The following is a 26,250-nucleotide window of genomic DNA, read 5'->3' on the forward strand; positions in this document are numbered from 1 at the left end:
ACTGACAACGTTGCTCTCGCGGACACCGTGCCGCGAGAAATACCCCACGCGGAAAGGTCTCTCCCATGCGCGTATTCGTCACCGGAGCGTCCGGGCACGTCGGTTCGGCGCTGGTCCCCGAGCTGCGCAAGGCCGGGCACGAGGTCGTCGGCCTGGCTCGCTCGCAGAAGTCCGCCGACGCGCTGGCCGCCGCGGACGCCGAGGTCTGGCGCGGCGACCTGGACGATCTCGACAACCTGGCGAAGGCGGCGGAATCCGCCGACGGCGTGATCCATCTGGCCTTCAAGCACGAGAGCATGCAGTCGGGCGACTTCGCCGGCGCGGCCGACACCGACCTGCGCGTCGCCGAAACGTTCGGGGACGCGCTCGCGGGCACCGGCAAACCGCTGGTGATCACGTGCGGAACGGGAATACTGGCCGGCCTCGGCCGGACCGGAACCGAGGACGACGCCCTGGAGAGCGGTCCCCGCATCGACGCCGAGAACGCGGTCGTCGGTTTCGCCGACCGCGATATCCGGTCCAGCGTGGTCCGGCTGCCGCCGACGGTGCACAGCTCCCTGGATCACCACGGGTTCGTCCCGATCCTCATCGGCGTCGCGCGGCAGAAGGGCGTCTCCGGATATGTCGGCGACGGCGCCAACCGCTGGCCCGCGGTGCACACCCTCGACGCGGCGCACCTCTACCGGCTGGCCCTGGAATCCGCGCCCGCCGGGTCCCGGCTGCACGCGGTCGGTGACGAGGGCGTGCCGCTGCGGGAGATCGCCGAGACCATCGGCCGTCACCTGGGCGTGCCCGTGGCGAGCATCCCGGCCGATTCCGCCGCCGAGCACTTCGGCTTCCTCGGCCCGATGGTCATGATCGACAACCCGGCCGCCAGCGCGCGAACCACGGAGCTGCTGGGCTGGAAGCCGACGCACCCCGGCCTGATCGCCGACCTCGACGAGGGCCACTACTTCCGTCCCGCCACATCCTGACCGCCCGTCGGCCGAGCCGGTGTCGGCTCAGTGTCCTTCTGCCGGAACGGCATTCGGATCTCGAGTACCTGCCCCGCATGGGTCGTGCGACCGGGCCGCCGGCGAATCACGCGATATTCCGTCGCGGTTCGGCTAATTTTCGGTTTCCGTCATCTCGGCACGAGGCCGCCCATCCCTCGGGATGGACGGCCTCGTCCGGACTGCTCGTCAGGATCCGCAGTGCGTCGGCTCGTTGGCCGTCCACTGGTTCTCGGCGCTACCGATGTAACCGCCCCAGTCGACACACTGGCCCTTCGCGGAGACGAACACCGGGCCCGCGTATTCCTGGAACTCCCCCTCGTTCTCGTACTTCTGGTTCCCGCTGCCGTCGAACACCCGCACGCCGGCGCCCATCTTCGTCGGGTCGCCGGCCTTGTCCCGCACGGTGACCACGCAGTTCTGGTCACCGTTGTAGGTGAGGAAGATGGTTCCGCCTTTCAGCTCGTGCGAGTCGATCACGTCGTATCCCGCACCGCACTGACCGCCGTAGCCCGCCGCGGATGCGGTGGCCGGGAAGATCGCAGCCCCAGCGGCGGCGATCCCCAGCGCACCCATGCACGCGACAACCGTCTTCTTCGCCTTGCCCATACAGAAGTCTCCTTTTTCTGTTTTCCTTGCGCGAGCTTTGTACCATTCATCACACATGTCGTGTCACGGTGCCATCCGAGGGGAGCACACGGCCGGCAATGCCGAGAAGAGGACACCCAGTACATTCCGCCGCCCTCAGAACCGCTCGTCCACCTTGTTTCTGGAGATCAGCTGTGCCGCAATGACATTGCGCTGGATCTCGTTGGTCCCCTCGCCGAGGATCATCAGCGGTGCGTCGCGGAAGTAGCGCTCGACGTCGTATTCCTTGGAGTATCCGTAACCGCCGTGCACCCGCATCGCGTCCAGCGCGACCTCCATGGCCGCCTCGGAGGCGAACAGTTTCGCCATGCCGGCCTCCATATCCGCCCGCGCCCCCTGGTCGATGCGGTCGGCGGCGTCGGCGGTCAGCAGCCGGGCCGCCTGCACCTTGGTGACCATATTCGCCAGGTGCGTTCCCACCGCCTGATGCTGCCAGATCGGCTTGCCGAACGACTCCCGCTGCTGGGCATAGACGATCGCGTCGGCAAGCGCCGCCTGCGCCACCCCGACCGCCCGGGCCGCCACCTGGACGCGCCCCACCTCGAGACCGCGCATCATCTGGTTCCACCCGGAACCCGCGACGCCGCCGAGGATCGCCGCCGCCGGTACCCGCATATCGTCGAACACCAGCTCGCATGCCTCCACACCCCGGTAGCCGAGCTTCGGCAGCTTCTTCGACACGACGAAGCCCGCACCGGGCTCGACGAGCAGCACACTCATCCCCCGATGCGCCGGCCGGACATCGCGGTCGGTCACACACAGCAGCCCGACCAGACCCGAATGCGCCGCATTCGAGATCCAGGTCTTGCTGCCGTTGATCACCAGCTCGCCGCCCTCCGCCCGGGCCGCGGTGCGCATGCCCTGAAGATCGCTGCCGCCACCGGGTTCGGTCAACGCCATCGTCGCCCGGATCTCGCCGGTCGCCATCCTCGGCAGATACGCCGCCCGCTGCTCGTCGGTCCCGAAGGTCCGCAACAGGTAGGAGATCACCGAATGCCCGCCGATCGCCCCGGCCAGGCTCATCCACCCGCGCGCCAGCTCCTCGGTGACCCGGGCGAAACATCCGGTGCTCACCTCGACACCGCCGTACTCCGCCGGAACCAGCAGGCCGAAACAGCCCAGCCGCTTCATCTCGTCGATCAGCTCGCCGGGATAGATGTCGTCGGGCTCGAACTCCCGCACCCGGGGCCGGACCTTCTCGTCCACGAATGTGCCGACCAGGTCCACGATCTCCTGCTCATCGGCGGAAAGGGTGCTCATCGTCCTCCTCCGTGCTCATCGACCGGGCCGTCCATGATCCGGGGCGGCTTCTCCGCCCCGGCCGGAAGCGCCCGTGCCATCAACAGTATCGATGACGGGCGACACCGCAGATCCCGACGGGCCGCGCCGGCGAGGTGAGCGAGACCGCCTCGGCGGCACTGTTTCTCGCCTCGGACCTGTCGGCCTGCACGACCGGCACCGTACCGGAGGGGACCGGCGGCAGGCTCACGTAGGGCGTGCCGCCGCTGTCGGCGGATCCCAGATCCCCTCGGCGGCGTAGCGGCGCAGCAGCGCGGTCGGTTCCGCCAGATCCCACCCGCGCGCCGCCACCCAGGCGTCGTCGTAGTAGGTGTCGGCGTAGGGCGTGCCCGAGTCGCCCTGCACGATGACCACGACGCCGGGCTGCCGGTTCTCGCGCAGGCGGGCGACGAGGTGAAACGCGCCGAACAGGCAGGCTCCGGTCGACGGCCCGGCCGTGCGCCCGGTGATGTCGCGCAGGTGGCGCATGGCGGCGACGCTGTGCGCATCGCGGACCGGAATCACGAGGTCGACCGCCTCCGGATCGAATGCGGGCTCGAGGCGTGGACGGCCGATTCCGCGCGGGACCACGGCGGTGAACGGCAATCCCAGCAACCGTGCGAAATACGCCTCGGCGACGGCGAGATTGCCGCTGGTGGCCTCGACCAGCGGCGTCCCGTCCGCGACGTCGCCGCGCCGGATCGCGTCGACGAGCAGGCTGCGCGCCGGACCGTATTTGAGACTGCCTGTCGGACGCGCGGATTCGTCCTTCACGAACAGTTCGACCGTCGAATCGCCGGGCAGCGGGTACTGCCGCAGTGGCGTCGGCGTATCGGTGTCACGGGTCGCCGCGAGCGTCGCCGATGCCGCGGCCGCCCAGTTGTCCGGAGCCACTGGCCGCCCTTTCGCTGCCCGTCCGTTACGTCGAGAGTGCGCAATCCCTCAGGCATCGTGGCATACGCGCCGTCCTCGGCCCGAGGCACGTCACCTTCCGACACTCAGGACCGGTCATTCCGGTCGGGCACACGCCGGAACGGCGGGAGGAGGTGCGCGGACACCGGTCTCAGCGCAGGTGCAGGGGCAGGGTGTTCAGGCCGTGGAAGGTCGTCGAGTCGCGCCAGTCGGGAACCTCGTGCACCAACCGCATGCCGGGGTATCCGTCGAACAGCGCCGGCAGGGCGATCGACGTCTCGAGGCGGGTCAGGGCGGCACCGAGGCAGAAGTGGGCGCCGCCGCCGAAGGCCACGTGCTGCACCGGTGTTCGGCTCAGATCCAGGCGTAGCGGATCGTCGAAGCGGCGAGGGTCGGCGTTGGCGCGCCGCAGTTCCATCACGACGACGCTGCCGGAGGGTATTTCGTGACCGGCGACGAGATGATCCGCGGTTGCCGTGCGGGACAACAACTTCACCGGCCCCTGCACGCGGAGCAGCTCCTCGATCGCCCGGCCCGGATCGGCCGACAGATGGTCGCGCTGGGCGGGATCGCTCAGGATGGCCTGCGTGCCGTTGCCGATCAGGTTCGCCGTCGTCTCGTGACCGGCGCCGAGGAGCAGGATGCATGTCGAGGCCACCTCGTCGACGGCCAGATCCTCCTGAGCGAGCAGGGCGGAGAGGAAGTCGTCGCCGGGATTCCGCTTGCGGTCGGCGATCACCGGCGCCAGATACAGCATGATCTCGAGCGAGGCATCCATTCCGGCGACGAGTTCTGCGGGCGAAGGGTCGATTTCGAGCAGCCGGGTGATCGCCGGGGTGTGCTCGCGGAACACCTCGGCGCCCTCGCTGCCGACATCCAGGAATTCCGCGATGACGGCGAGCGGTACGACGTAGGCGAATTCGGAGATCAGCTCCGCGTCGTCGTCGAGTTGGTCGAGCGCGGTGTCGACGATGTCGGCGACCCGGGGCCGCAGCGCGTTCATGCTCCGCGGCGTGAACGCCGGGCCGACGAGCCGGCGCAGGCGGGTGTGGTCGGGCGGATCCATGAACAGCAGCACCGAGGGCGGGGCCGCCTGAATCTCGGCCGGTATCAGCGGGTTTCGCCGCGGATCGCTGCTCCAGCCGGGCTCCCGCAGGATCGTCGAGATCTCGTCGAATCCCGAGACGACGTAGACGCCGTTGTTCTCGTCGAAGCGGACGTAGTCGAGTTCTGCAGTGGTCATGACTTCACTCCCCCGGGAAACCGGTATCTTGCCGGACGGGCGCGACCGCCGGCGTCCAGTTCTGTTCGAGCGCACGCCAATCGGCGGTGGATCCGAGCGTGCCGAGCACGGACGTGACGCCCAGATCGACCCGGATCAGCATCAGGTAGTCGGGATCGATGGACATCGAACGCAGCACACCCCCGTTCGCCCCGACGAAGGCGAACTTGCGTCGCACCACTTCGGCCGCATACGACTCGGTGAACGTGAACGGCTGCGGACCGGTGCTGTTCTCCCATCCGATCAGGAACCAGTCCATGATCTGCTGCTCGGAATACTCTCCGCCACTTCGTATTCCCATCGACGCCATCGCGTCGATGATCCTCGCCGGATCGCCGCTGTAGACCGCGTCGCCCATCGTGTGGATCACCTCGACCTGGTCCGGCGTGAATCGGCGCACGGTGCCGAAGTCGAGAAATGTGACGGTGCCGTCGTCGTGGAACAGATAGTTGCCCGGATGCGGGTCGGCATTGAACAGGCCGACCGTGTACAGGCTGCCGATGGCGAACTCGTAGATCGCCTCGCCCCAGCTGTCGCGCAACGCGGCCGGCGCGGACACCGCATCGGCGAATCGCCGGCCGTCCGCGAAGTCCATCGTCAGGACGCGGCCCGTGGACAGCTCCGGGACCACCTCCGGAATTCGGATCAGCGGATGATCGCGATAGGCCTCGGCGAACGCCGTCTGATTGGCCGCCTCCACGCGATAGTCGATCTCCTCGCCGATACGCACGCCGACCTCGGCGGCCAGCGCCTTCAGGTCGACATTGGTGAGGCCGGGCAGCACTCCGCGGGCCAGTTGGAAGAAGGTGGCCAGCAGTTCGGTATTCGCGAGGTCGGCCCGAATCGCCTCGTCCACTCCCGGATATTGCACCTTCACCGCCACCCGGCGCCCGTCGTGCATCGTCGCCGCGTGCACCTGGCCGATCGACGCGGCCGCAATGGGCTCGGGCCCGAATTCGGCGAACACCTCCTCCGGTGGCGCACCGAGTTCGGATTCGACCACGGCGGCGGCGACATCGGCCGGCATCGGCGGCGCGCCGTCCTGCAGGCGGGCCAGCGCGCGCCGGTAGATGTCCTGGTTCTCGTCACCGAGGAGGCCGCCGAGCGACGTGAACGACAGGATCTGTCCCGCCTTCATCAGCACGCCGCGAGAGTTGCCGAGATGTTCGGCGTACCGATCCGCCTGCCGCTCATGGAATTCCGCCGCGCCGGCACCCCTCGTGCGCCGGCGCAGCGACTGCACGACCGCCGCTCCCGCTGTCCTCCCCACCATTCCGGCCAGCGGCACTGACCGGGCCACCCGGCCGCGGCGCATCGCTCGTTTCCTGTCCCGCTCCCCCATCGACCCACTCCGATCAGTTGACGCTTTGCTTTCCTCAGTGTTCACTTAGGAGGTGACCGCGTCAACCCCCACCCGAGATCGAATCCTCGACGCCGCGATGGAACTGTTCAGCGAGAACGGCTTTCGCGGCACGAGCATCACGCAGATCGAGACCGCCGCGGGCCTCACGCCGGGCGCGGGCGGCATCTACCATCATTTCCGGACGAAGGAGGCCTTGCTCGAGGCCGGCATCGCCCGCAACCTGGAACGGCTCACCGCGCTGCGCGACATCGGCCGCCTGATGACGGACCTCGGCGACCTGCGCGCCGAACTCACCATCGTCGCCCGGTACGTGCTCACCGAACTCGACAACGAGCAGCCACTCATCCGCATCATGGCCAGCGAGGCGCGCACCCGCCCGCGCCTGATGGAGCGAGTACGCGAACAGCTTGTGCAGAAAAGCTTTTCGGGCTTCGCCCGCTGGCTCGAACGCGAGGCGGACATCACGCCGGAACGGGCGGCGGCGGTCACGGCGGTGGGCCTCGGGGCGCTGCTGTCGTCGCGGCTGATGCCGACGGTCTTCGGCGCCGACCCGACCGCCGTCGACGACGAGACATTCGTCCGGACCTGGGTCACCATGATGCTCGGCGCCCTCGCCGAATAGCCGGCCCCGCCGAGCGGGCCGTCGGGCGATGGCACAATGGGCCATTCGGCGGCGCCCGGGCTCACCGGGCCCGGCCGGCATCGAGCCGCGGCAGCACGGGGGAACATGTGGACATCGACTGGGTGCGCGAAATCGGCGACCAACTGGACTGGCACTGGCGAAAGCGGTTGCGCCCCAGGCTGGTCGACCTGACCGACGAGGAGTACTTCTGGGAGCCGGTACCCGGCTGCTGGACCGTGCGCCCGAGCCGCACCGAGAACGAAAGGGGCGGTGGGCGCTTCACGGTCGACTACGCCGCCGCCCCCACCCCGACGCCGGTCACCACCATCGCCTGGCGGCTGGCCCACATCACCGTGCATGTTCTCGCCAAACGCGCCGAACTGTATCTCGGTGGGCCACCGATCGACTACGACACCCACGTCTACGCCGGCACCGCAGCGGCTGCGCTCGACCAGCTCGACCGCGCCTACGACACCTGGTCCTCCGGTATCCGTGCGGCCACGGCAACCGAACTTGCACGCCGGTGCGAACCGGATTCGGGCCCCTTCACCGACCGCCCCGTGGCGGCGGTCGTGCTGCATGTCAATCGTGAGGTGATACATCACGGAGCCGAGATCGCCCTGCTGCGCGACCTGTATGTGCGGCATCGGCAATGGGATCCGGAGCGACCGCCGGGGACGGCCGGTCTCGGCCCTCCGGCCCCATGACCGATCTCACCGATAAGACGGCACCGGCGGAAGCCCGGCGCCGGGTAGCCGACCGGCGGGCACGTCCTACCAGGCGCGATCGAGCGGCACCGTGACGTAGCTGGGCGCGGCGGGGTCGAGTTGGACGTGCTGGGGTTTCAGGCCGCTGTCGATCAGGAAGGCCAGTGGCGGTGTGCCTTTGGGGAAATTCGACGCGAAGACATCGACGCGGAGATGATGGCCCGGTTGCAGGACCGCCTCGGTGGCGTTGAGCCCGATGTCGAGCGTGGTGGGTCGGCCGGGGACGATCGGCTGTCGGGTGCCGAGGTCGAGTGTGTAGTACGGCGCGACGATATCGCCGGCCGCCGAGCGTTCGGTGCCGCCGTCGTCGACCGCCCGCAGTGACGCGACGAGCTGGCCGGTGGTGAGCATGGTCGACCGGCCGTCGGGGGCGACGTCGTTGACCGTCGCGGTCCAGTAACCGTCGGCAGCGTCCAGCACGGTGTTGAGGTGCAGGTTGATCGGCCCCGACAGGAGAGTGGGTTCGGTGACCGGGGTGCTGGTGAAGGTGAGGCCGTTGAGCTCCTGCGGGCGGGCATCGGTCGTGCAGCCCACCAGAATCGAGGTGACGCCCATCGACGTTTCGGCGGTGTCGCGGGAACAGATGCTCAGCACGCCCGGCGCCACCGTGAGCCGCGCGGCGCCGGCGGGCACGGTGAAGGTCAGGCTGCCGTCGTGCACGCTGCCGCCGGTGGTGCCGCTCGCGGCGGCGGAAAGATACATCCGCCGGTGCGTGACCCCGGGTCGCGGGAATGCCGTTGCGGTGCTCCAGGTTCCGCCCTGCTCCTGGGTGACCACCGGGCCGTACTCGTCGATGCCGTTGTCGATTCCCTTGAGCCACTTGTCGAACCACGCCCGCTGCAGAACATCCAGTCGCGGCGGGGCGCCCGGCCGGCCGAACCCCGCGCCGGGATTGACATGGTAGGTATCGCCCATCAGCAGCTTCTTCTGTCCCGCAGGAAGTTTCAGCCCGTTGTACTCGCGTGGTTCCGACATGTTCCAGACGTCGTGCCAGCCGCCGACGATGAACGTAGGTGCCCGGATCGCACCCAGATCGTCGGTCCAGTCCCGGCGGAACGGGCTGGCGGCCTCGAAGGTCTGCCGCACCCGCGGCGGCAGCTGATCCATCGAGGGGGTGGTGAGCAGCGCAATCGTGTAGTCCTCGAAGGCCATCGGATCGGCCAGCCGGTCGGCCAGCCATCGCGTGTCGAACCGGCCGCGCAGGATCGACCGCAGGTCGGGGACGAACTTCAGCACGTTCACGATGAGGGGCAGTCCGGGTATCACCGGGCCCAGCGCGCCGCCCTGGGCGGCGTAGCCGCGCATCAGATCGGTGCCGCCCTCGATCGGGAAGATGGCCCGCAACGCCGGCGGATCGGCTTCGGCAGCATGGAACTGGTTGATGGCCGAGTAGGACACGCCGCTCATGCCGACCTTGCCGTCGTTCCACGGTTGCCGGCTGATCCAGTCGATCACCTCGCTGTCGTCCCGCCGCTCCCGGGCGCCGAACACCTGCCAAATCCCTTGGGAGAAGCCGGTTCCGCGCACGTCGACGACGACCTGGGTGTAACCGCCGCGTACCAGTGCGGGGTCGATGCCGAGGGTCCGGACGCCGCCACCGGACAGCGCACGGGTGAGATCCGTGACGCCTTCCAGGCCGGTCCCCCGGGCATCGAGACTGCCCAGCCAGTCCAGCAGGGGCCGCGAGACGCCCGGCACCGACTGCACCGAGTCGAGGACCATCCACAGCAGTTTCGTGTACGGCGTCATGGTGAGAATCGCCGGCATCGGATCCTCGACGACGCGGCCGGAGGCATCGGTCGGCCGATAGACGTTGGCCTTCAACACCGTTCCGTCGCTCATCGTGATCGGAACGTCCCAGTCGGTGTGCACGCCCGGGTACCGCGGGGGTTCGTCGTGCGCGGCCGTCCACCGGGCACCCCGATCGCCGCCGTCGGCGGGCAGCGGCGAAGCCACCATCGGATCACCTCCCGCGACCGGACCGAGCGCGGTCGGCATCGTCAGCGCGACGGCGGTGGCAACGAGGAGCGGGGCGCAGCGTGTGAGGGCCTTCATCACAGTCCTTACCGAGATCGGATGCCGGCCACCGTAACGCTAAATAAACATTTGCGTCTACAATTCGGGAAAAGACTCCCAGACCGGCCGGACGAGCTGCATGACCTGCCCGCGAAGCTCTCGGACCGCACCGAGATCACCGGCCACGATGCGGGTGGTCACCAGCGACACCACCGCGCCGACGAAGGCTTCGCATGCCAGCCGCTGGCCCGCCGTCGACGCGCCGAGACGGTCCGCCATCAACTCCGCACTCGCGCGATGCACGGCCGCGCGCCGCCGCGACAGCTCGGGACCGGCCGCGTACGAATCGACCAGAAACAGGCGGGCCAGGGCGGGTTCGTCGGCCAGCGCCTCCAGGTACGCGTCGAGCGCACGCTCGACCCGCTCCATCGGGTCGCCCCCGGCCGACAGCGCGGCACCGATCCGCACCGCCACCTCGCCCGCGACCAGGTCGTATGCCGCGACGACGCACGCCTCCTTGTTCGCGAAGTGCTCGTAGAACGACAGCCGGGACACCCGTGCCCGCTTCAGCGCATCGGCGACAGTCGTTGCGGCATACCCTTTCTCGACCACCACCTCGGCCATCGCCAGCATCAGCCGGCCCCGCTGCGAGGCGGCCACCTCTTCCCGCGACAGCCGGTGCACGCCCCGCGGCAGCGGCCCGGACGACATCCGTTGATCCACGAACCGATCGTATTCCGGCCGCCCGCCGCGACCCGGGCCCGCACGACCGGTCTCGGTACCCTGGCCGCATGGCCGATCCCACTGGAAGGACAGCACTGGTCACCGGCGGTTCGCGGGTCATCGGGCGGGCGATCGCGCAACGGCTCGCCGCCGACGGAGCCACGGTCGCGGTGCACTGCGGGAGCAACGAATCCGCGGCGGCGCAGACCGTGACGGCCATCGAGCGGGACGGCGGGCGCGCCTTCGCCGTGCGTGCCGAACTCGGCGTCGACGGGACGTGGACACATTGTTCGAGAGTCTGGAAAACCGGCTGCGCGAACGTCTCTCGACCACCGGCCTCGACATCCTGGTCAATAGTGCGGCAATCATCGGGCCCCGCTCGCCGGCCGGCACGACACCGGCCGAATTCGAGCGGGTCTTCGCCGTCAACGTCCGTGCGCCGTTCTTCATCGTTCAATGGGCGGCACTTCCGCTACTGCGGCGCGGTGGCCGGATCGTCGATATCTCGTCGCCGGTTACGCAAACCGCGCCGCCCGAGATGCCCTATGTCATGACCGAGGGCGCGATCGATGCCCTGGGCCGTACCCTCGCGCAGGAACTCGGCGGCCGGGAGATCACGGTCGACACCGTGAAACCGGGCATCACCGCGACCGACATGATGTCGTGGGTCGACAGCGACCCGCAGGCCCGTGCGGGCGCCGCCGCCGCGACCGCGCTCGGCCGGGCCCGCCGACGTCGCCGATGCCGTGGCCCTCCTCGTCCCCGGCGACGCCCGCTGGATCACCGGTCACATACTCGACGCCACCGGCGGCCTGTCCCTCCGCCCCCGCGCCCGACTGCACACGGTCGTGGGCCCATCGCAGGCGGGCGCGGCGCCTACTTCTTCCGCTTCTGGTATGCCTGGGCGATTTCGGCCGGGATGCGGCCGCGGCTGGATACCTCGTATCCCTGCGCCCGCGCCCATTCGCGGATCGCCGCCGTCTGTTCGGAGTTGGCCGCGGACCGCGTGCGGGTACCGCCCTTGCGGCCGGCGCGGCCGAGCTTGCGGGCATTCGCGGTCCAGGGCTCGAGCAATTCGCGCAGTTTACCGGCGTTCTTCACCGATAGGTCGATCTCGTAGTTCCGGCCATCGATCGAAAATTGCACGGTTTCGTCCGCCGAGGACTTTCCGTCGTAGTCGTCGACGAGTGTGACCGTAACCTTCTTCGCCATTGACAGGTCCCTCTCGGTCTGATTACTGCTCGTGGTCGGTGAACAAATGGTAAGCATTCACCGGATTCACAGACAAATGCGACGCACACGGATTCGGCGATGAGATAGGCACGATTTCCGGGACCGCTATCGTCTACCGGCGAACGGGAACGCTGTGATCGAATGGCACACAGGAGTTCTGGACACCTACGGGCCCCGGAACGCGCCGGTCGGGCTCAGGCCCGGGCGATCCGCTGCGGGTGTGCGGAGCCGGATACTCGATCCCTGTTATTCTTCGGGCACAGGCGCTGATCCGGCAATCACCGGGGAGCTTCCGGAAGAACGGGGACTCGCGGGTCTCCCAGTAGAACCGGACGTTCGTCGCACGTTACAGCGGCTCGACGAGTGGCACACGACAGGTGTGCAAGCGGGGTGGTACCGCGGGTTTCTCGGGCTCGGCGCCCGGGGGCTCGTCCCCGCACGGGATACACCACGGACCTGTGCGAGTACCGACCTTGGGAGTCGAATCATGAGCAGCGAAGATCGGCCCGTCTCACCTTTCCGCACCCTTCCGGTGCGGATCGATCTCCCCGCGAGCGAGGCGGGGATCATCGAGTGGTGGCGCGAGCGGAACATCTTCGCGCGCAGCCTCGAACGCACCGCGGGCGGCCCGAGGTGGGGCTTCTACGAGGGCCCGCCGACCGCCAACGGGTCACCGGGTGTTCATCACGTCGAGGCGCGGGTCTTCAAGGACGTCTTCCCGCGGTACAAGACGATGAAGGGGTATTCTGTTGCGCGCCAGGCCGGTTGGGACTGCCACGGCCTGCCCGTCGAGCTCGCGGTCGAGAAGGAACTGGGCCTGGACGGCAAGCCGGCGATCGAGGAATTCGGTGTGGCCGAGTTCAATTCCCGCTGCCGCGAGTCGGTCATGCGCCATGTCGGGGAGTTCGAACAGCTGACCCAGCGGATGGGCTACTGGATCGATCTCGACCACCCGTACACCACCATGTCGCCGGAATACATCGACAGCGTGTGGTGGTCGCTGAAGGAGGTGTTCGACCGCGGCCTGCTGACCGAGGACTTCCGGGTCGCCCCGTACTGTCCCCGGTGCGGCACAACGCTTTCCGATCACGAGCTGGCGCAGGGCTACGAGACGGTGACCGACCCGTCGGTGTACGTGCGGCTGCCGGTGCTACGACCGGTCGCCGGCGTCGACGGCGTCGAGCTGCTGATCTGGACCACCACTCCGTGGACCCTGCCCGCGAATACGGCCGTCGCCGCCAATCCCACGGTGGACTACGTCGTCGCGCGGACCGCGGCCGGCACGTTCCTGCTCGCCGAACCGCTGGTGACCACGGTGCTCGGCGACGAGGTCGAGCGGCTGGCCACCGTCGCCGGCGCGGAACTCGCCGGACTCCCCTACCGTCCGGCGTTCGACCTGGTCGATATCCCGGACGCGCACCGGATCGTCCCGGCGGACTACGTCACCACCGCCGACGGCACCGGCCTGGTACATCAGGCCCCGGCCTTCGGCGCCGACGACCTCGCGGTGTCCCGGGAGAACGGGCTGCCGCTGGTCAATCCGATCGAACCCGACGGGCGGTTCCGCGGCGGCCTCCGGCTGATCGGCGGCCTGTTCTTCAAGGATGCCGATCCGGTGCTGATCGAGGAGCTGGACGAGCGCGGATTGCTGTTGCGGCGCACCGATTTCGAGCACAGCTACCCGCACTGCTGGCGGTGCCACACCCCGCTGATGTACTACGCCCAGCCGTCCTGGTACATCCGCACGACCGCCGTCCGCGACGCCCTGCACCGCGAGAACGAGCGGACGAACTGGTTCCCCGAGACCGTCAAGCACGGCCGGTACGGCAACTGGCTCGACAACAACATCGACTGGGCGGTCTCGCGCAGCCGGTACTGGGGAACGCCACTCCCGTTGTGGCGCTGCGCGAACGGGCACGTCACCGCGGTCGGGTCCCGTGCCGAACTCGGCCGGCTGACCGGTACCGACGTCTCCGGGATCGACCCGCACCGGCCCTACATCGACGCGATCACCTTCGCCTGCCCCGACTGCGCCACGACGGCCACCCGCGTGCCGGAGGTCGTCGACGCCTGGTACGACTCCGGCTCGATGCCGTTCGCCGCCTTGGGATATCCGCACCTGCCGGGCAGCGTCGAGGCGTTCGAGCGGAGCTGTCCGGCGCAGTACATCTGCGAGGCCATCGACCAGACCCGCGGCTGGTTCTACACCCTGATGGCGGTCGGCACGCTGGTGTTCGACCGGTCGTCCTACGAGAACGTCGTCTGTCTCGGGCACATCCTCGCCGAGGACGGCCGCAAGATGAGCAAGCACCTCGGCAACGTCCTCGCGCCGATCCCGCTCATGGACGCCCACGGCGCGGACGCGCTGCGCTGGTTCATGGCCTGTTCGGGGTCGCCGTGGGCGGCCCGGCGGGTGGGTCCCGGTCCGCTGGACGAGATCTCGCGGCGGCTGCTGATGACCTACTGGAGCACGGTCTCCTTCTTCGCCCTCTATGCGAGCAATTCCGACTGGCATCCGGGCGACACCGCCGCGCCCGCCGACCGCCCGGTGCTGGACCGCTGGATACTCGGTGAACTGCACGCGCTGGCCGGGGAGGTCGATGCGCGGCTGGAGGCGTACGACACGGCCGGGGCGGGCCGGCTGCTGTCGGAGTTCGTCGACGCGCTGTCGAACTGGTATGTGCGGCGGTCCCGTCAGCGCTTCTGGGACGCCGACCAGGACGCGTTGTCGACGTTGTTCACCTGCGTCGAGGTCCTCACCCGGCTGCTGGCGCCGTTCGTTCCGTTCCTCACCGAGCGGGTGTGGCAGGACGTCGTCCGGCGCGGTGACCCGCACGCGCCGGAGTCGGTCCACCTGTCCGAATGGCCGGCTCCCGACCCGACATTGATCGATCCGGCGATAGCCGAGAACGTCCGGACGGCACAGGCGCTCGCGGAGGCCGGCCGCGCGGCGCGCAAGGCCGGCAAGGTGCGCGTCCGGCAGCCGCTCGCCCGCGCCTTCGTGGGACTGCCTCCCGGAGCGGAGCTTCCGCGGGATCTGCTGGCCGAGGTGGCCGACGAGCTCAACGTGAAGCGGTTCGAGCCGCTGCGGTCGGCGGCCGCCGTGATAGACGTCGGCGTCAAGGCGAACTTCCGCGCGCTGGGCAAGCGATTCGGTAGACGCACCCCGGCGGTGGCCGACGCCGTGCGCGCCGCCGACGCCGAGCGGCTGGTGGAACAGTTGCGCGACAACGGATCCGCCGTGCTCGAGTTCGAGGGGACCGATATCGTCCTCGGCCCGGACGAGGTCATCGTCTCGGAACTCCCCCGCAGCGGCTGGGTCGTCGAATCGCAGCGGGGTGTCACGATCGCGCTGGATATCGAGATCACGCCGGAGCTCGCGGCCGAAGGCATCGCCCGCGATGTCGTGCGGGTCGCGCAGAACGCCCGCCGGGACGCGGGGCTGAAGGTGTCCGACCGGATCTCGCTGACCATCGCCGCCCCGGACGACGTGCTGACGGCCATCGAACCGCACGCGGGCTTCATCGCGAACGAAACCCTGGCCGTCGCCACGACTCTCACGAACGCGGTGCCCGACGGCTTCACCGGGTCGGTCGGCGACGGGACCGAAATCACCGTGCGCACGGTGCAGGCCGAGCGAACGGTCAGCTCGCCGTCAGCGCCGTGACCAGGTCGTCCAGCCCGTCGAACCGCCCATCGAAGACGTCCGAACTCGTCAGCGGATCACCGACGGGCCGCCGGACGTAGACGGTCCGCATGCCCACCGCCTGGGCTCCGCGCAGATCCCAGGCGTGGGCCGCCATCCGGCCGGTGCCCCTCGGATTCAGTCCGGCACTGTGGCACCCGAGGTGGGCGTGCAATTGCCGAACGGATAACACGCCGGGGCCTGTTCCGGGACCTGCGTCGTGCTCACTCGGGTTGTGGGCGACGTGTGGTAGTTCTCCCCCGGGAACAGGGTGACGATGGCGATCATCGCCAGGACCGCGAAGGCGACCAGGACGGAGAAGGCGACGACCGCACGGGGCACCAATCCGGAAAAGTCCGGAACCAGCACCGGCACAACGACATCACGTTCGGTATTCATGCCGGCTCCCCCCGCTGCGAGCCGGTCCGGGTCGAAGCCGCGGCCGGCGGAAAAGGCCCTTGTGTTCATTCGGATGATCTCGTTTCTGACATCGCACGCGCGACGCGTGCTCGGAAATCTGCACTCCGGCAGCATGTCTCCGAAACACCCCCGGCCCCGAGCGCGGGCGACCCGGTTCACCGCCCGCGGCACGGTCCTGCACGCGGCACGGGAAACGCCGGTCACGGCGTCGACACCCCCGAAACGCGGGGATAAGCTGAGTTCCCAGTGTGACCGGACGGGGCGGGGCCCCGGGAGAACAAGTGGTTCGCATGACGAACGTTCCACACACAGCCAGATGTGCGCGTCGCGTCGCACGGGACATCAAGGACGCGAACGGTTCCGATTACGAGGCCGCGCTGGCGGTGCATCGCCATTGCGGCATGTCGCTGCTGCGGGGCCACCGTATCGCCCGCGGTTACACGCTGGTCGAGGCCGTCGAGGCGGTGAAGGAGGTGCTGGCAGCGCGCGGGACTCCCGGCGAGGGCCTGAGCCATCAGCGGATGTCGCAGTGGGAGCAGAGCCAGGACGTTCCCTCCCCTCGCTATCTGGATGCCCTGTGCTTTCTGTACCGGAGCAGACCGGACCGGCTCGGCTTCGGACACGATTACTCGGAGCCGGATTCGAATCCCCGAGACGAGTGGCAGGACGCCATGGATCGACGCCATTTCGTGAGTATCGCCGCGGCCGGCGCGATGTTCATGTCCGCATTACCCGGAACCGGTTCACCGGTCGAGGATTTCGATCCGCCGGGCGGGGGGCGGGCGATGACGGCCTATGTCGGCCTGCTCGAGGAACTCACCGAGCAGAACGGATATCAGCTCTACACCACGCTCCCGGCGGAGTTCATTCCCGCGCGCATGGTCGATCTGGCCCGCACCGAAGCCTGCCTGCTGACCGCCCAGACCGAGGATATCCGGCGCCGGCTGCACCGGGTGTTCGCCAAGAACGCCGGGCTCATCGCCACCCGGCTCAGCGATATCGCCGGTGCCGCAGACACATTCGAGTGGTTCGGCATCGCCCGCCGGGCGGCCCGCCTGGCCGAGGACACGACCGTCCAGGCATGGGTGGCCGGGTGGACGTGCGACGCCTGCGCCTGCCACGGACAGTACAAGTCCGGGCTGGCCGCCGCGCAGGCCGCGCAGTCGGCCGGCGCCGGACGGCCCGCGGCCGCGGCGGTGCTGGGCCATCTCGCCGAGGCGGGTGTGCAGGCCCGGCTCGGTCACCGCCGTGCGACCCTCGAGGCCGTCCGCACTGCCGATCGCCTGTTCGCGGCGCTTCCCGAGAGCGAAACGGCCGCCGACGGATTTCATCTCGGCGAGTACCTGCTGCGCTGGCACCAGGCCAATGCGCTGGCGCTGGTCGGCGCGCACGCCCACGCCGTGCCGCTGCGCGCCCGGGTGCTGGAATTCCCGCTCGCGCAGCATGATCGGGTCGGGCACGCGCTGCTGCACCTCGACGAGGCCGCCGCGCAGATCGACGCCGGCGAGCTGGAACTGGGCTGCCACACGATCACGACGACCTGGCAGCAGCTGCCGGCCGAGTTCCGGGCCGGGCAGGTGCCGGACCGGGTGCGGACGATCCTGCACACGCTCGACGTCGGCCGCCGGGCTCCCCGCTCGGCCGACGAGATCCGCCAGCTCCTCGAATCCTCCTCCGCCCCCGGGGAAATCCCCCGCGTGGCCGGCACGGGTGAACCGCACCGGCCCGGCCCGCTCATCGTGCCCGGCGGCCGTCGCGACGCAGATCGAGTGTGACGCAGTGCAATCCGCCACCCATCACGCGCGCATGCCGCAGGGTGTGCGGTGCCACATCGATCCCGCGGCGTTCCAGTGCCGCGATGAGATCGCGTTGCGCGCCGTCGACGACCGCCAGATCGGGCCGCACCATCAGCAGATTCATCCCGACCCACGGCGACGACAGCGGATACCGGGACCGGCAGGGCGAGGCGGCCATGGGCGGGCACCACAGGTGTTCCCAGGACCGCAGCGGTTCGGGCAACCGGTCGATGTCGCGGATCCGCTCCGGATTCAGCAGCACCAGGCCCTCCCGCAGCAGGCTGATCGTGGAATCGATGTGGGTGTAGGGATAGACGCCGCGGATCGGGTGCACGCGGTAGTCGCCGAGGGCCGCCAGCGTGGTCTGCAACCAGCGGTGGCCGAGTTCGTTGCCGCTGGCCGAGACCAGGTAGTACAGGTCGCGCCCGCAGCGCAGGACATTCGCGGCGTCGAAGACCGGTTCGGCCTCCCCCAGCGCGACCCGCCCGCGGCCGTCGTCGGGGAACAGTTCGTCCCGCAGCTGCGGTGGCGGCGCCGCGATCCACACCGAACCGCCCAGCATGCACTGCTGGAACAGCTCCCGCAGCCCGGCGAGCTCGAACAGCCTGGCGCGCACGGGGCTGGGTGTCGCGATGATGGTGGAACCCACGATCAGCGCGAGATCGCGCGGGCAGTAGGAGGAGAAGCCGCTGGTGCGCCAGTGCGGCGTGCCGAACGTCCGGTCGTGCGCCACCGGCGCCGGGCGATGCACCCGCACACCGAGGTCCTCCAGCAGGCCGGCGAGCCCGTCGAGATCGTCGGCGGCCTCCGCGAGGACCCGGCGCGGGAACCCGCCGACGGCGACGCGGGCCAGTTCGGCGGCGTCGAGTTCGGGATAGAGATTCAGCCACGCCGAACGGTCCAGCGGCGGTATCCGCGCGCCGGCGGACGTGCCGACCACCACGTCGAGCAGCGGGCTGAACTCGTCGTCCGAGTGGGCCGGAGCAAGCGGGGCGCGGGGCGGCGCCGGTGCGGTCTGGGGAATGGTCAGGTACGACATGGGATTGTCCTTTCCGGGAGTGGAGGATTCGCGGGCAGGTGTCCGGCGGGCGGGTCAGCCGAGCGCGCGGGTCGCCCCGCGGCGGCGGTGCGCCCGGATCGAGGAACAGGTCATCGCGCGCAGCAGCCACCGGTCGGTGCCGTCGTACCGCGGCTGGAAAATGCTGCGGCCGTGCACCGTTCGCCGGTTGTCGGCGATCAGCAGATCGCCCGGCCGCAGTTCGTGGCCGATCGCCGCCCGGTCCAGCGCGGCGGTCAGCGCCGTCAGCGCGGCGGCCGCCGGGAGATCCGCGGGATCCGCGGGCCGCACGTCGCCTTCGCCGAAACAGATCTCCGGATCGGTTGCGGGCCCGGTCAATACCGGGACCGCGGGCAGGTCGATATGCCGGGTCAGCTGGTGGGCGGCGTCCGGGGCGATGACGAATCTCGGCTCGCGCAAGACGGTTTCGGCCTCCACGGCCAGATCCAGATCCCGCGCCGACGCCAACATGGTGACCGCTCCGGGATGGCCGCGCAGGCACAGCAGGCCGAAGTAGTCGCAGCGGTCGTCGGTGAACCCGTCCTCGACGTGCCACTCCAGCGCCGCCACGCTGCCGGCGCCGGTCTGTGTCTCCTCCCGGCCCGGGACCGGGGTGACATGCTGCACCAGCCGGCCGCCGTGCAGCGACCGGAACGTGAACGGTTCGCCCAGGGGCAGCGACACCGCCAGCAGCAGCAGGGCGGCGGCCTCGACGACCGGCATCGGCTCCTCCGGTGTCACGGTGGCCGGGGTGGCGGGCAGATCGGTCAGATCCGGGCAGACGCCCCGCAGCAGGAGCGCGTTGTGCTCCGAGCCCACGGCCCGGAAACGATGCAGCGCCACGACCATTCGCCGCGGCAGGCTGGGGATCAGGCCGGCGGCGAGGTCGACCGGATCCCGGCCCGCACGTGTGCCCCGGGCCGCCCGCGACGCCGCCGCCCACACAGCGGCGGCCGCCCGCTCGGTCACGGTCACCACCTCGTCGGGAGCCAGCCGTGCCGAGTCCTTCCGGTGGCGGGTGCAGTGCCCGGAGAATTCGCCGTCCGATGCGCCGTGCAATTCGGCGCCGCGCCGCACCTTTTCGTCGCCTACCCGGCGGCCGCGCAGTTCGTTTTCCGCGGCCACGGAATCGTATTCGCGAATCGAGTTCGTCGACCCGTTGTCCGCATTCATGATGGCTGCCCTTCGTATTCGATCGCGACCTCCGTGGTCGCTGCGAACAGCTCACTCCGGCAGCTCCGGCGTCCGACATCGCACCGGACAAATCACCCGCTGCTCATGGCCTTTCGCGGGTGTCCGGCGGACATCGAGCCGACGGTGCCGGACAATTGTCGACGGGCGGCGACCGGGTTGCCGACGAGCGGGGAGGCAGTCAGTGACAGTTCCGAATCGAGCGGTGACCCGCGAAGATCTCGCGGCCGTGTCCGGGCCGGAAGAATTCGGCGGCGCCCTGCGGCGAGCCCGGGAAGCGGCGGGACTCGCCATTCGGCCGCTCGAGCGTAAGGCGATGGACCGCAGGAACGGCGGCCCGCCCAGATTCGTCGACCTGACGAAGAACCTCATCGAGGACATGGAGAAGGGACGACGGCTCGAAGGCAGGCGGCTCGAAGGCAATCGGGTCGCCCAGGGCAGCGACAACCGGCTCGAGATCTACCTGTGGTGCTGCGACGTCCCCAAGGAAGACCTGTCGGCCTGGCTGGAAACCCGGCACCGGGTGCTCCGGGAGCCGGCGCCGCCGGCAACCACATCCGCACGGCCCACATCCGCACGGCCCACATCCGCGGCGCCCACATCCCCGCCGCCGACCGAGCCCGAGTCGCCGGACAGCCGGGACAAGCTGCCGGACGGGCCGCCGCCCGCGGTGAAGACCGCACTGCCCCAGGACGTGCACACCTTCATCGGCCGCGACGCCGAACTGGGCCATCTGCTGGCCACCGCCGATACCGAGGACACGGCACCGATCTACACCATCGACGGCATGCCCGGTGTCGGTAAGACCGCCTTGGCGACGCGCGCCGCGCACCTGCTGTCCGACCGTTTCCCGGACGGCCGCTACTTCATCGAGTTGCACGCGCACACTCCCGGCCGCACGGCGGCCGATCCCTCGGATGTGCTGGCGGGCATGCTGATCGGCCTCGGCGTCGACATGCGCTACATTCCCGACACCCTGGAGGGACGGCGCGATCTGTGGCGCGACCGGCTGACCGGCAAGCGGGTGCTGCTGGTGCTCGACGATGTGCGGGACGCCGCCCAGATCGAGCCGCTGCTGCCCGCCTCCCCCGAATGCCTGACCCTGGTCACCAGCCGCCGGCGGCTGATCGCCCTCGGCAACGCGATGCCGTTGCCGCTGAACATCCTCGACTCCGCGCATGCCGCACAGCTGTTCACCACCCTGGCCCACCGCGGCACCGACGACGACGCGGACCGCACGGCCGTCACCCGGATCGTGCGATCGTGCGGGTATCTGCCGCTGGCGATCACGCTGCTGGCCGGCCGCCTGACCCACCACCCGGCCTGGACCATCGCCGAGTTCGCCGACCGGTTCAGCGCCGCGACCGACCGGCTGGGCGAGCTGGATGCCGACGCCCGGGTCGTGCGTGCCGCTTTCGAGCTGTCCTATCGCGAGCTGTCGCCGCAGAAGCAGCTGCTGTTCCGCCGCGTGGGGCTGCATCCGGGCGCCGACCTGGACGCCGGCGCCGCCGCGGCGCTGGCCGATATCGACGTCGCGACGGCCCGGCGCGAACTCGAATCGCTCTACACCGACCACCTTCTCGACGAGCCCGCCCCCCGCCGCTACCGCCTGCACGACCTGTTGCGCGAGTACAGCCGCGCCCTCGTCGACGCGGAACCCGGCGACGACCGCATCCGGGCACGGCACCGGCTGCTGGACTACTACCAGCACACCGCCGCCGCGGCCGATCGCCGGCTCGCGCGCTGGTCGCATCCGGCCGCGAACGCCGGCGAGCCGTCGACCGCGGAGATACCGGCAGCGGAGACTTCGGCGACGGAGACTTCGGCAGCGGGGACATCGGCGACGGGATTCGGCACCGAGATTCAGGCCCTGGGATGGATGCGGCTGGAACGGGAGAACATGCTGGCCTGCCTCGACGATCTGGCGGACGGCGACCCGGCCCGGACGGTCGCCCTGACCGGCCTGCTGGCGGGGCTGCTGGACAGCGACGGACCGTGGCCGCTCGCGCGCCAACTGCACCAGCGCGCCGTCACCGCCGCGCAGCGGCTCGGCGACCGGCTCGGTGAGGCCGACTCGCTCAACAATCTCGGCGCCGTGCACTGGCGGGCCGGGAACTACAGCGCCGCCGTCGAACGATTCGAGATGGCGCTCGACCTGTATCGCCGGCTCGGCAACCAGCTCGGAGAGGCCAACGCGCTCAACAACATCGGCCACGTGCGCGAGGAGACCGGGGACTACGCCGAGGCCGCGGAGCTGCACCGGCAGGCACTGACCCTCTACCACCGGCTGGGTGATCTGCTCGGGGAGGCCAACGCGCTCAACAACATCGGCAATGTGCGCGAGGAGATCGGGGACTACCTGGAGGCCGTCGACCTGCACCGGCACGCCCTGGCCCTCTACCACCAGCTCGGCAACCGACTCGGTAAAGCGAACGCGCTCAACAACCTCGGCATCGTCCGCACCCGCACCGGCCTCTACGCCGAAGCCGTCGAACTCCACCGCCAAGCCCTCGCCCTCTACCACCAACTCGGCAACCGACTCGGCGAAGCGAACGCGCTCAACAACCTCGGCATCGTCCGCACCCGCACCGGCCTCTACGCCGAAGCCGTCGAACTCCACCGCCAAGCCCTCGCCCTCTACCACCAACTCGGCAACCGACTCGGCGAAGCCAGCGCGCTCAACAACCTCGGCATCGTCCGCACCCGCACCGGCCTCTACGCCGAAGCCGTCGGCCTGCACCAGCAGGCGCTGGCGCTCTATCACCAGCTCGGCAACCGGCTCAGCGAGGCGAACGTCCTGACCAACCTCGCCACCGTCCGCGCCCGCACCGGTTTTCCCACCGAGGCCGCCGACCTCTATCGCCGCGCACAGGAGCTGTTCCTCCGGCTCGGCAACCGGCGCGGTGCGGCCGAGGTGCTCCTCGACAGGGGAAGGCTGGAACTCGACACCGAGGGTCCCGCCGTGGCGTGGCCCCTGTTCACCGAGGCGCTCGGGATCGCCCGCGCGCTGGAGAGCCTGCTCGGCCAGGCCCGCGCGCTGGAGGGCATCGGACGCTGCCGGGCCCGGTCGACGGATCACGAGGGGGACGGCATCGCGGAACTGCGCGAAGCCGTCGAGATCTACCGGCGCATCGGCGCACCCGAAACCGATTCCGCCGCAGCATATCTCGCCATGCTGGAAGCCGAGCGGCCACCCGGGTGAGGGGCTACGAGGAGTGCACCGGCGTCGGCCGGCCGAGATACGCCTCCATATCCGGCGTGGGCCGGCGGATCGCCAGGCCGTCCTCGACGAATGCGGGAACGATCGTGAATCCGCAGCCGCCCAGTCCGCCGAGATGCAGGACGCCGGTGCGCCCGGTGCTGCTGCGCGGCACCCATTCCGCGATCGTCCGCTCGGCGGCGGGCCGGACGCCGTACCAATACGGTCCCTTGGGCGTGAGGGCCGGGCCGAACATCGGAAGCCGTTCGAACACCCTGGTCCGGATCTCCTCGACGGCCTCGGTGACGTATCGGGGGGCCTGCGCCGGATCGAGGACGCCGCGGGCGAGCTCGTCGTATTCGCCGGGTTCGGTCACCAGCCGCCCGGATGCCCCGCCCAGGCAGATGTGCCCGCAGGCCCGGTGCGGGATGCTGTAGGTCAGCTCGTAGTCGCGGTCCTCGTCCCGGAGGACTATCCGGTGGAACTGGTCGGGCACCTTGCTCCGGTCGACGAGCAGCAGGACACCGAGATCGCCTTCGATCCGCTTGTCGTCCAACAGGAACTGCGCCCGGTCGCCGGCGGCGACGCAGGCGACCTCGGCACCGAATTCCGTGGTGAGGGACAGCAACTCGCCGATGCCGTCGAGATGGCGCTCCACCGGGGTGACCCCGGGAAGTTTGCCGATCACGGTGTGCAGGCGAGGCATCAGGGTGCAGGTGGAGATGATGGATCCGTCGTCGACCAGCGTGGCCCGGCTGTAGTAGGGCGCGCGGAAGTCGACCGGGTCCACCGCGACCGCGGTGCCCGGATATCCCGCCGGGAGCCTGCGGTGGCGGTTGCGGGTGAGGAATACGCTCGCGGCGGGCGCGATGTAGTTGTCGAAACCCAAGTCCGACAGCATCCGCCAGCGCCGGAACGAGCGCTGCGCCCACGACTCGACCCGGGGGTCGGCGTTCAGGAAGGGCATGTGCCAGCCGCAGCAGCCGAAGCTGGCGATCCGGCGGTCGTGCCGATCGGCGACCCAGAGGATCCGAATCCGCCGTGCCGCCCGGTGTCCGGCCGAGAACAGTTCGTACACGACCTGGTGTCCGGTGATTCCGTGACCTACCACGACCGCCCGCCCCGTACGCAACGCGGTCTCGACGAAGGTCTCCGGCTCGAGGTTGTCCATCGCAGGCTCCCACCGCATGGGGAGCCTCTCGCAGACCGGGCCCCCACGATTCGAGCCTTGTCCGCGGGTGCGGTGTTGTCAAACACCGTTTCGGCCACGGGATCCGAATGCACGCCGTGCGGGCAACGCCGGGTCGCACCGCCCGGATTCGGCCGACCGCGGCCCGGCGAATCACGCTCCAGCCGGTCGCCGGAGTTCTCGCCGACCCGGTCACCGCGATGTTCGAGGACTCCCGACGGCTGCGCGGCGGCCGCGCCGCCGGCGAACTCACCGCTTTCCTCACCGACGAGACCGCGATCGGCATATGCCGCCCGCTGGTCGAGAACCACCTGGAGCGCTGGCAGGCCACCGGCCGACTGGCCCCGACCTCGCCATCATCGGCGAAATGATCGCGCGGCTGATGATGTCACTGATCGAGACCCCCGCCTCGGTCATCCCCTTGCAGGACACCGACAAGGCCCGCGAGTTCGCCCGCATCCACCTCGTGCCGCTGCAGCAGACCGGGCGCATCGCGCCGTTGGCCCGATAAGGCTCTTCCATTCGGCACGGCGCGTCTCGGCGGATCCTCGTCGCGACGCTGCCTCCGGAGATATTCTGTGCCGGACAACCTGGGGCACACCGTTCTGTGCCGCGGCGGTACTCACCGCCGAGCAGCTGTCGACTGTGGAGGTGACGGAGCCTGATGACTGCCGCTGCGACGCTCGACCGGCTGCGGGACGATCTGCGGGAGTACGCGCGTCTCTCGGAGGCCCACTACGAACCGTCGCGGGTGGAACCGGTTCTCGATGTGCTGGGTGAGATGGCGCCCGATGCGCTGATCTCCGTGCGTACCACCACCGAGCCCGTTGGTGAGCGCGAGGTCAACGTCCGGTTCGTACATCTTCCCGACGACGCCGACCCGGTCGCACGTTTCCGCGATGCCGGGCTGCTCAGCTTTTCGAAGCATCCGATGGAGCAGGCGCTGGCCGCCGTCGCCGACTCGGTGCCGGTGCAGTACGGCGTCGACGTCGCGGTGGGCACCGGAATTCAGAAGATCTGGCTCTCCTTTCCGCAGTTGATGAGCCTGCGAGACATGTTGGCGTTTCCCGGAATTCCCGATTCGGCGCGGGCGCACGCCGAGCATCTCGCCCGCTGGGGCGGCGACCATCTGGCCTTGGCGGCCTTCGATTTCGTCAGCCACACGATGAACCTGTACTCGCAGCTGCTCATGCCCGGTCAGCTTGCGCCCGAGGATATCTCGACGATCCTGGCCGAACTCGACTTCGTCCCGGCCACCGGCGAGGAGCTGGCCGCGCTCGGCTCGCACGCCTACACCATCTACCGGACGTTCTCCTGGTCCGCACCGGACGTTCAGCGGATCTGCTTCCCCCGCAGGTTCACTCCGGAGAACTTCCCGGTCCACCTGGATCCGTTGCTGGAGCGGTTCGTGCGGGAGGCGCCGCTGGCCGGCGGCGGTGAGCACGCGTTCACCTTCTACGTCGCCTACGGCCCGCGCGGGCGGTATTACAAGGTGCAGGCCGATTACAACCCGCGCGGTAGTGATGTGCGGCTGCCGGGTAATGCGGCGGTTCCGCCATCGCACTGACGCCCGATCCGACTGGCCCAGGCTGATTTTCGTATTATCCCGCTGTTGCGACCTGCTCGGTGCACCGCTACGGTTCGAGGGCATGGTGGGGCGCCGCACCGATTCCGCCGTCGCCGTCTCGGTTGTCCGGGGGGGCTTCGGTCGAGGTTCGCCAAGGCGATCGCGGCCTTGACTACAGATGTCATCATGCCCTGCGGGACAGACGTTTTCACTTGTCAACCCGCCGTCGCGCAAAATCCAGGCTAAGGTAATGTGTGGATCGACAACGGGCCTCAGCGATCGTGATCAGATCCTCCGAAATCCTTGGCCT

The 26,250-nt window shown here is 69.5% G+C and carries 22 protein-coding genes and 3 pseudogenes; 12 read left to right on the forward strand and 13 right to left on the reverse strand.

The features are described 5' to 3' along the window. Positions 1-65 precede the first annotated feature (65 nt). Entirely contained in the window at positions 66-974 is a 909-nt protein-coding gene (locus D892_RS0135185) for an SDR family oxidoreductase (RefSeq protein ID WP_024805754.1), read from the forward strand. A gap of 207 nt (positions 975-1,181) precedes the next feature. Here D892_RS0135185 and D892_RS0135190 read toward each other — a convergent pair whose 3' ends face one another. Together D892_RS0135190 and D892_RS0135195 are read right to left on the reverse strand one after the other, a co-directional pair. Beyond that, positions 1,182-1,601: a hypothetical protein gene (locus tag D892_RS0135190; RefSeq protein WP_024805755.1), complete on the reverse strand. Its 420-nt coding sequence runs from the start codon at positions 1,599-1,601 to the stop codon at positions 1,182-1,184. A 135-nt stretch (positions 1,602-1,736) separates the two neighbouring features. Next, a complete protein-coding gene (locus D892_RS0135195) occupies positions 1,737-2,900 on the reverse strand; it encodes an acyl-CoA dehydrogenase family protein (RefSeq protein WP_024805756.1) in 1,164 nt (387 codons plus the stop codon). A 107-nt stretch (positions 2,901-3,007) separates the two neighbouring features. Here D892_RS0135195 and D892_RS47305 point away from each other — a divergent pair. Then, a pseudogene (locus tag D892_RS47305) lies at positions 3,008-3,133 on the forward strand (3-oxoacyl-ACP reductase); the annotation flags it as partial. On the opposite strand, the gene D892_RS0135205 reads toward D892_RS47305, so the two are convergent. The 3 genes from D892_RS0135205 to D892_RS42895 all read right to left on the reverse strand — a co-directional run bounded on the left by D892_RS0135205 (position 3,126) and on the right by D892_RS42895 (position 6,454). Further along, positions 3,126-3,812, reverse strand: a complete 687-nt coding sequence (locus tag D892_RS0135205) for a pyridoxal-phosphate dependent enzyme (protein ID WP_024805757.1) — start codon at positions 3,810-3,812, stop codon at positions 3,126-3,128. The pseudogene D892_RS47305 and the gene D892_RS0135205 overlap by 8 nt on opposite strands. Before the next feature lie 169 nt (positions 3,813-3,981). Beyond that, entirely contained in the window at positions 3,982-5,073 is a 1,092-nt protein-coding gene (locus D892_RS0135210; RefSeq protein WP_024805758.1) for a cytochrome P450, read from the reverse strand. Positions 5,074-5,077: 4 nt separating this feature from the next. After that, a complete protein-coding gene (locus D892_RS42895; protein ID WP_024805759.1) occupies positions 5,078-6,454 on the reverse strand; it encodes an AarF/ABC1/UbiB kinase family protein in 1,377 nt (458 codons plus the stop codon). A 52-nt stretch (positions 6,455-6,506) separates the two neighbouring features. Between D892_RS42895 and D892_RS0135220 the strand changes: the two genes are divergently transcribed. Then, positions 6,507-7,097, forward strand: coding sequence for a TetR/AcrR family transcriptional regulator (locus D892_RS0135220; protein ID WP_024805760.1), 591 nt, complete (start codon positions 6,507-6,509; stop codon positions 7,095-7,097). A gap of 113 nt (positions 7,098-7,210) precedes the next feature. Continuing rightward, positions 7,211-7,804, forward strand: coding sequence for a DinB family protein (locus D892_RS0135225; protein WP_024805761.1), 594 nt, complete (start codon positions 7,211-7,213; stop codon positions 7,802-7,804). Between the two features lie 66 nt (positions 7,805-7,870). Here the strand turns inward: D892_RS0135225 and D892_RS0135230 are convergent, their stop codons facing one another. Both D892_RS0135230 and D892_RS0135235 read right to left on the reverse strand, forming a co-directional pair. Beyond that, entirely contained in the window at positions 7,871-9,919 is a 2,049-nt protein-coding gene (locus D892_RS0135230; RefSeq protein WP_024805762.1) for a CocE/NonD family hydrolase, read from the reverse strand. Between the two features lie 57 nt (positions 9,920-9,976). Beyond that, on the reverse strand, positions 9,977-10,603 hold the full coding sequence (locus D892_RS0135235) for a TetR/AcrR family transcriptional regulator (protein WP_024805763.1): 627 nt from the start codon (positions 10,601-10,603) through the stop codon (positions 9,977-9,979). Between the two features lie 68 nt (positions 10,604-10,671). Between D892_RS0135235 and D892_RS49425 the strand changes: the two are divergent. Continuing rightward, a pseudogene (locus tag D892_RS49425) lies at positions 10,672-10,854 on the forward strand (SDR family NAD(P)-dependent oxidoreductase); the annotation flags it as partial. A gap of 26 nt (positions 10,855-10,880) precedes the next feature. Then, positions 10,881-11,270, forward strand: a pseudogene (locus D892_RS49430) (SDR family NAD(P)-dependent oxidoreductase); the annotation flags it as partial. 209 nt (positions 11,271-11,479) lie between these two features. Here the strand turns inward: D892_RS49430 and D892_RS0135240 are convergent. Next, complete coding sequence (locus tag D892_RS0135240; RefSeq protein WP_024805764.1) at positions 11,480-11,815, reverse strand: Lsr2 family protein; 336 nt, start codon at positions 11,813-11,815, stop codon at positions 11,480-11,482. 508 nt (positions 11,816-12,323) lie between these two features. Here D892_RS0135240 and ileS point away from each other — a divergent pair. Then, complete coding sequence (ileS, locus tag D892_RS0135245) at positions 12,324-15,503, forward strand: isoleucine--tRNA ligase (RefSeq protein WP_024805765.1); 3,180 nt, start codon at positions 12,324-12,326, stop codon at positions 15,501-15,503. Here the strand turns inward: ileS and D892_RS45885 are convergent. Next, a complete protein-coding gene (locus D892_RS45885; protein ID WP_198037069.1) occupies positions 15,481-15,639 on the reverse strand; it encodes a hypothetical protein in 159 nt (52 codons plus the stop codon). The genes ileS and D892_RS45885 overlap by 23 nt on opposite strands. 20 nt (positions 15,640-15,659) lie before the next feature. Beyond that, complete coding sequence (locus D892_RS0135255) at positions 15,660-15,920, reverse strand: hypothetical protein (RefSeq protein ID WP_024805766.1); 261 nt, start codon at positions 15,918-15,920, stop codon at positions 15,660-15,662. A gap of 311 nt (positions 15,921-16,231) precedes the next feature. Here D892_RS0135255 and D892_RS0135260 point away from each other — a divergent pair, with 311 nt between their 5' ends. Continuing rightward, positions 16,232-17,716, forward strand: a complete 1,485-nt coding sequence (locus tag D892_RS0135260; protein WP_024805767.1) for a hypothetical protein — start codon at positions 16,232-16,234, stop codon at positions 17,714-17,716. Here D892_RS0135260 and D892_RS0135265 read toward each other — a convergent pair. Both D892_RS0135265 and D892_RS44225 read right to left on the reverse strand, forming a co-directional pair. Then, a complete protein-coding gene (locus tag D892_RS0135265) occupies positions 17,676-18,776 on the reverse strand; it encodes a scyllo-inosamine-4-phosphate amidinotransferase (RefSeq protein ID WP_024805768.1) in 1,101 nt (366 codons plus the stop codon). The genes D892_RS0135260 and D892_RS0135265 overlap by 41 nt on opposite strands. 54 nt (positions 18,777-18,830) lie before the next feature. Next, positions 18,831-19,967, reverse strand: coding sequence for a TauD/TfdA family dioxygenase (locus D892_RS44225; protein WP_024805769.1), 1,137 nt, complete (start codon positions 19,965-19,967; stop codon positions 18,831-18,833). 202 nt (positions 19,968-20,169) lie between these two features. On the opposite strand from D892_RS44225, the gene D892_RS0135275 reads away from it, so the two are divergent. Then, positions 20,170-23,187 (forward strand): tetratricopeptide repeat protein, encoded by a 3,018-nt coding sequence (locus D892_RS0135275; protein ID WP_198037070.1) that lies wholly within the window; start codon positions 20,170-20,172, stop codon positions 23,185-23,187. A gap of 4 nt (positions 23,188-23,191) precedes the next feature. Here the strand turns inward: D892_RS0135275 and D892_RS0135280 are convergent, their stop codons facing one another. Next, on the reverse strand, positions 23,192-24,355 hold the full coding sequence (locus D892_RS0135280) for an FAD-dependent oxidoreductase (RefSeq protein WP_198037071.1): 1,164 nt from the start codon (positions 24,353-24,355) through the stop codon (positions 23,192-23,194). A gap of 116 nt (positions 24,356-24,471) precedes the next feature. On the opposite strand from D892_RS0135280, the gene D892_RS44230 reads away from it, so the two are divergent. From D892_RS44230 to D892_RS0135295, 3 genes are all read left to right on the forward strand, one after another. Then, a complete protein-coding gene (locus D892_RS44230) occupies positions 24,472-24,744 on the forward strand; it encodes a hypothetical protein (protein WP_156959833.1) in 273 nt (90 codons plus the stop codon). Further along, entirely contained in the window at positions 24,741-24,884 is a 144-nt protein-coding gene (locus tag D892_RS47310) for a hypothetical protein (protein WP_156959834.1), read from the forward strand. The genes D892_RS44230 and D892_RS47310 overlap by 4 nt, the downstream gene beginning before the upstream one ends. Positions 24,885-25,037: 153 nt before the next feature. Next, complete coding sequence (locus D892_RS0135295; protein WP_024805773.1) at positions 25,038-25,940, forward strand: aromatic prenyltransferase; 903 nt, start codon at positions 25,038-25,040, stop codon at positions 25,938-25,940. Positions 25,941-26,250 lie beyond the last annotated feature (310 nt).

It is taken from the genome of Nocardia sp. BMG51109, from assembly GCF_000526215.1.
Taxonomy (GTDB): domain Bacteria; phylum Actinomycetota; class Actinomycetes; order Mycobacteriales; family Mycobacteriaceae; genus Nocardia.

What these genes read in the sequence shown, in the direction of transcription:
- ileS (WP_024805765.1), top strand. Translation starts at nt 12,324, where the DNA reads ATGAGCAGCGAAGATCGGCCCGTCTCACCTTTCCGCACCCTTCCGGTG.
- D892_RS45885 (WP_198037069.1), bottom strand. Translation starts at nt 15,639, where the DNA reads ATGGCGGCCCACGCCTGGGATCTGCGCGGAGCCCAGGCGGTGGGCATG.
- D892_RS42895 (WP_024805759.1), bottom strand. Translation starts at nt 6,454, where the DNA reads ATGGGGGAGCGGGACAGGAAACGAGCGATGCGCCGCGGCCGGGTGGCC.
- D892_RS44225 (WP_024805769.1), bottom strand. Translation starts at nt 19,967, where the DNA reads ATGAATGCGGACAACGGGTCGACGAACTCGATTCGCGAATACGATTCC.
- D892_RS0135195 (WP_024805756.1), bottom strand. Translation starts at nt 2,900, where the DNA reads ATGAGCACCCTTTCCGCCGATGAGCAGGAGATCGTGGACCTGGTCGGC.
- D892_RS47310 (WP_156959834.1), top strand. Translation starts at nt 24,741, where the DNA reads ATGATCGCGCGGCTGATGATGTCACTGATCGAGACCCCCGCCTCGGTC.
- D892_RS0135185 (WP_024805754.1), top strand. Translation starts at nt 66, where the DNA reads ATGCGCGTATTCGTCACCGGAGCGTCCGGGCACGTCGGTTCGGCGCTG.
- D892_RS0135210 (WP_024805758.1), bottom strand. Translation starts at nt 5,073, where the DNA reads ATGACCACTGCAGAACTCGACTACGTCCGCTTCGACGAGAACAACGGC.
- D892_RS0135255 (WP_024805766.1), bottom strand. Translation starts at nt 15,920, where the DNA reads ATGAATACCGAACGTGATGTCGTTGTGCCGGTGCTGGTTCCGGACTTT.
- D892_RS0135190 (WP_024805755.1), bottom strand. Translation starts at nt 1,601, where the DNA reads ATGGGCAAGGCGAAGAAGACGGTTGTCGCGTGCATGGGTGCGCTGGGG.
- D892_RS0135265 (WP_024805768.1), bottom strand. Translation starts at nt 18,776, where the DNA reads ATGTCGTACCTGACCATTCCCCAGACCGCACCGGCGCCGCCCCGCGCC.
- D892_RS0135295 (WP_024805773.1), top strand. Translation starts at nt 25,038, where the DNA reads ATGACTGCCGCTGCGACGCTCGACCGGCTGCGGGACGATCTGCGGGAG.
- D892_RS0135230 (WP_024805762.1), bottom strand. Translation starts at nt 9,919, where the DNA reads ATGAAGGCCCTCACACGCTGCGCCCCGCTCCTCGTTGCCACCGCCGTC.
- D892_RS0135260 (WP_024805767.1), top strand. Translation starts at nt 16,232, where the DNA reads ATGACGAACGTTCCACACACAGCCAGATGTGCGCGTCGCGTCGCACGG.
- D892_RS0135240 (WP_024805764.1), bottom strand. Translation starts at nt 11,815, where the DNA reads ATGGCGAAGAAGGTTACGGTCACACTCGTCGACGACTACGACGGAAAG.
- D892_RS0135280 (WP_198037071.1), bottom strand. Translation starts at nt 24,355, where the DNA reads ATGGACAACCTCGAGCCGGAGACCTTCGTCGAGACCGCGTTGCGTACG.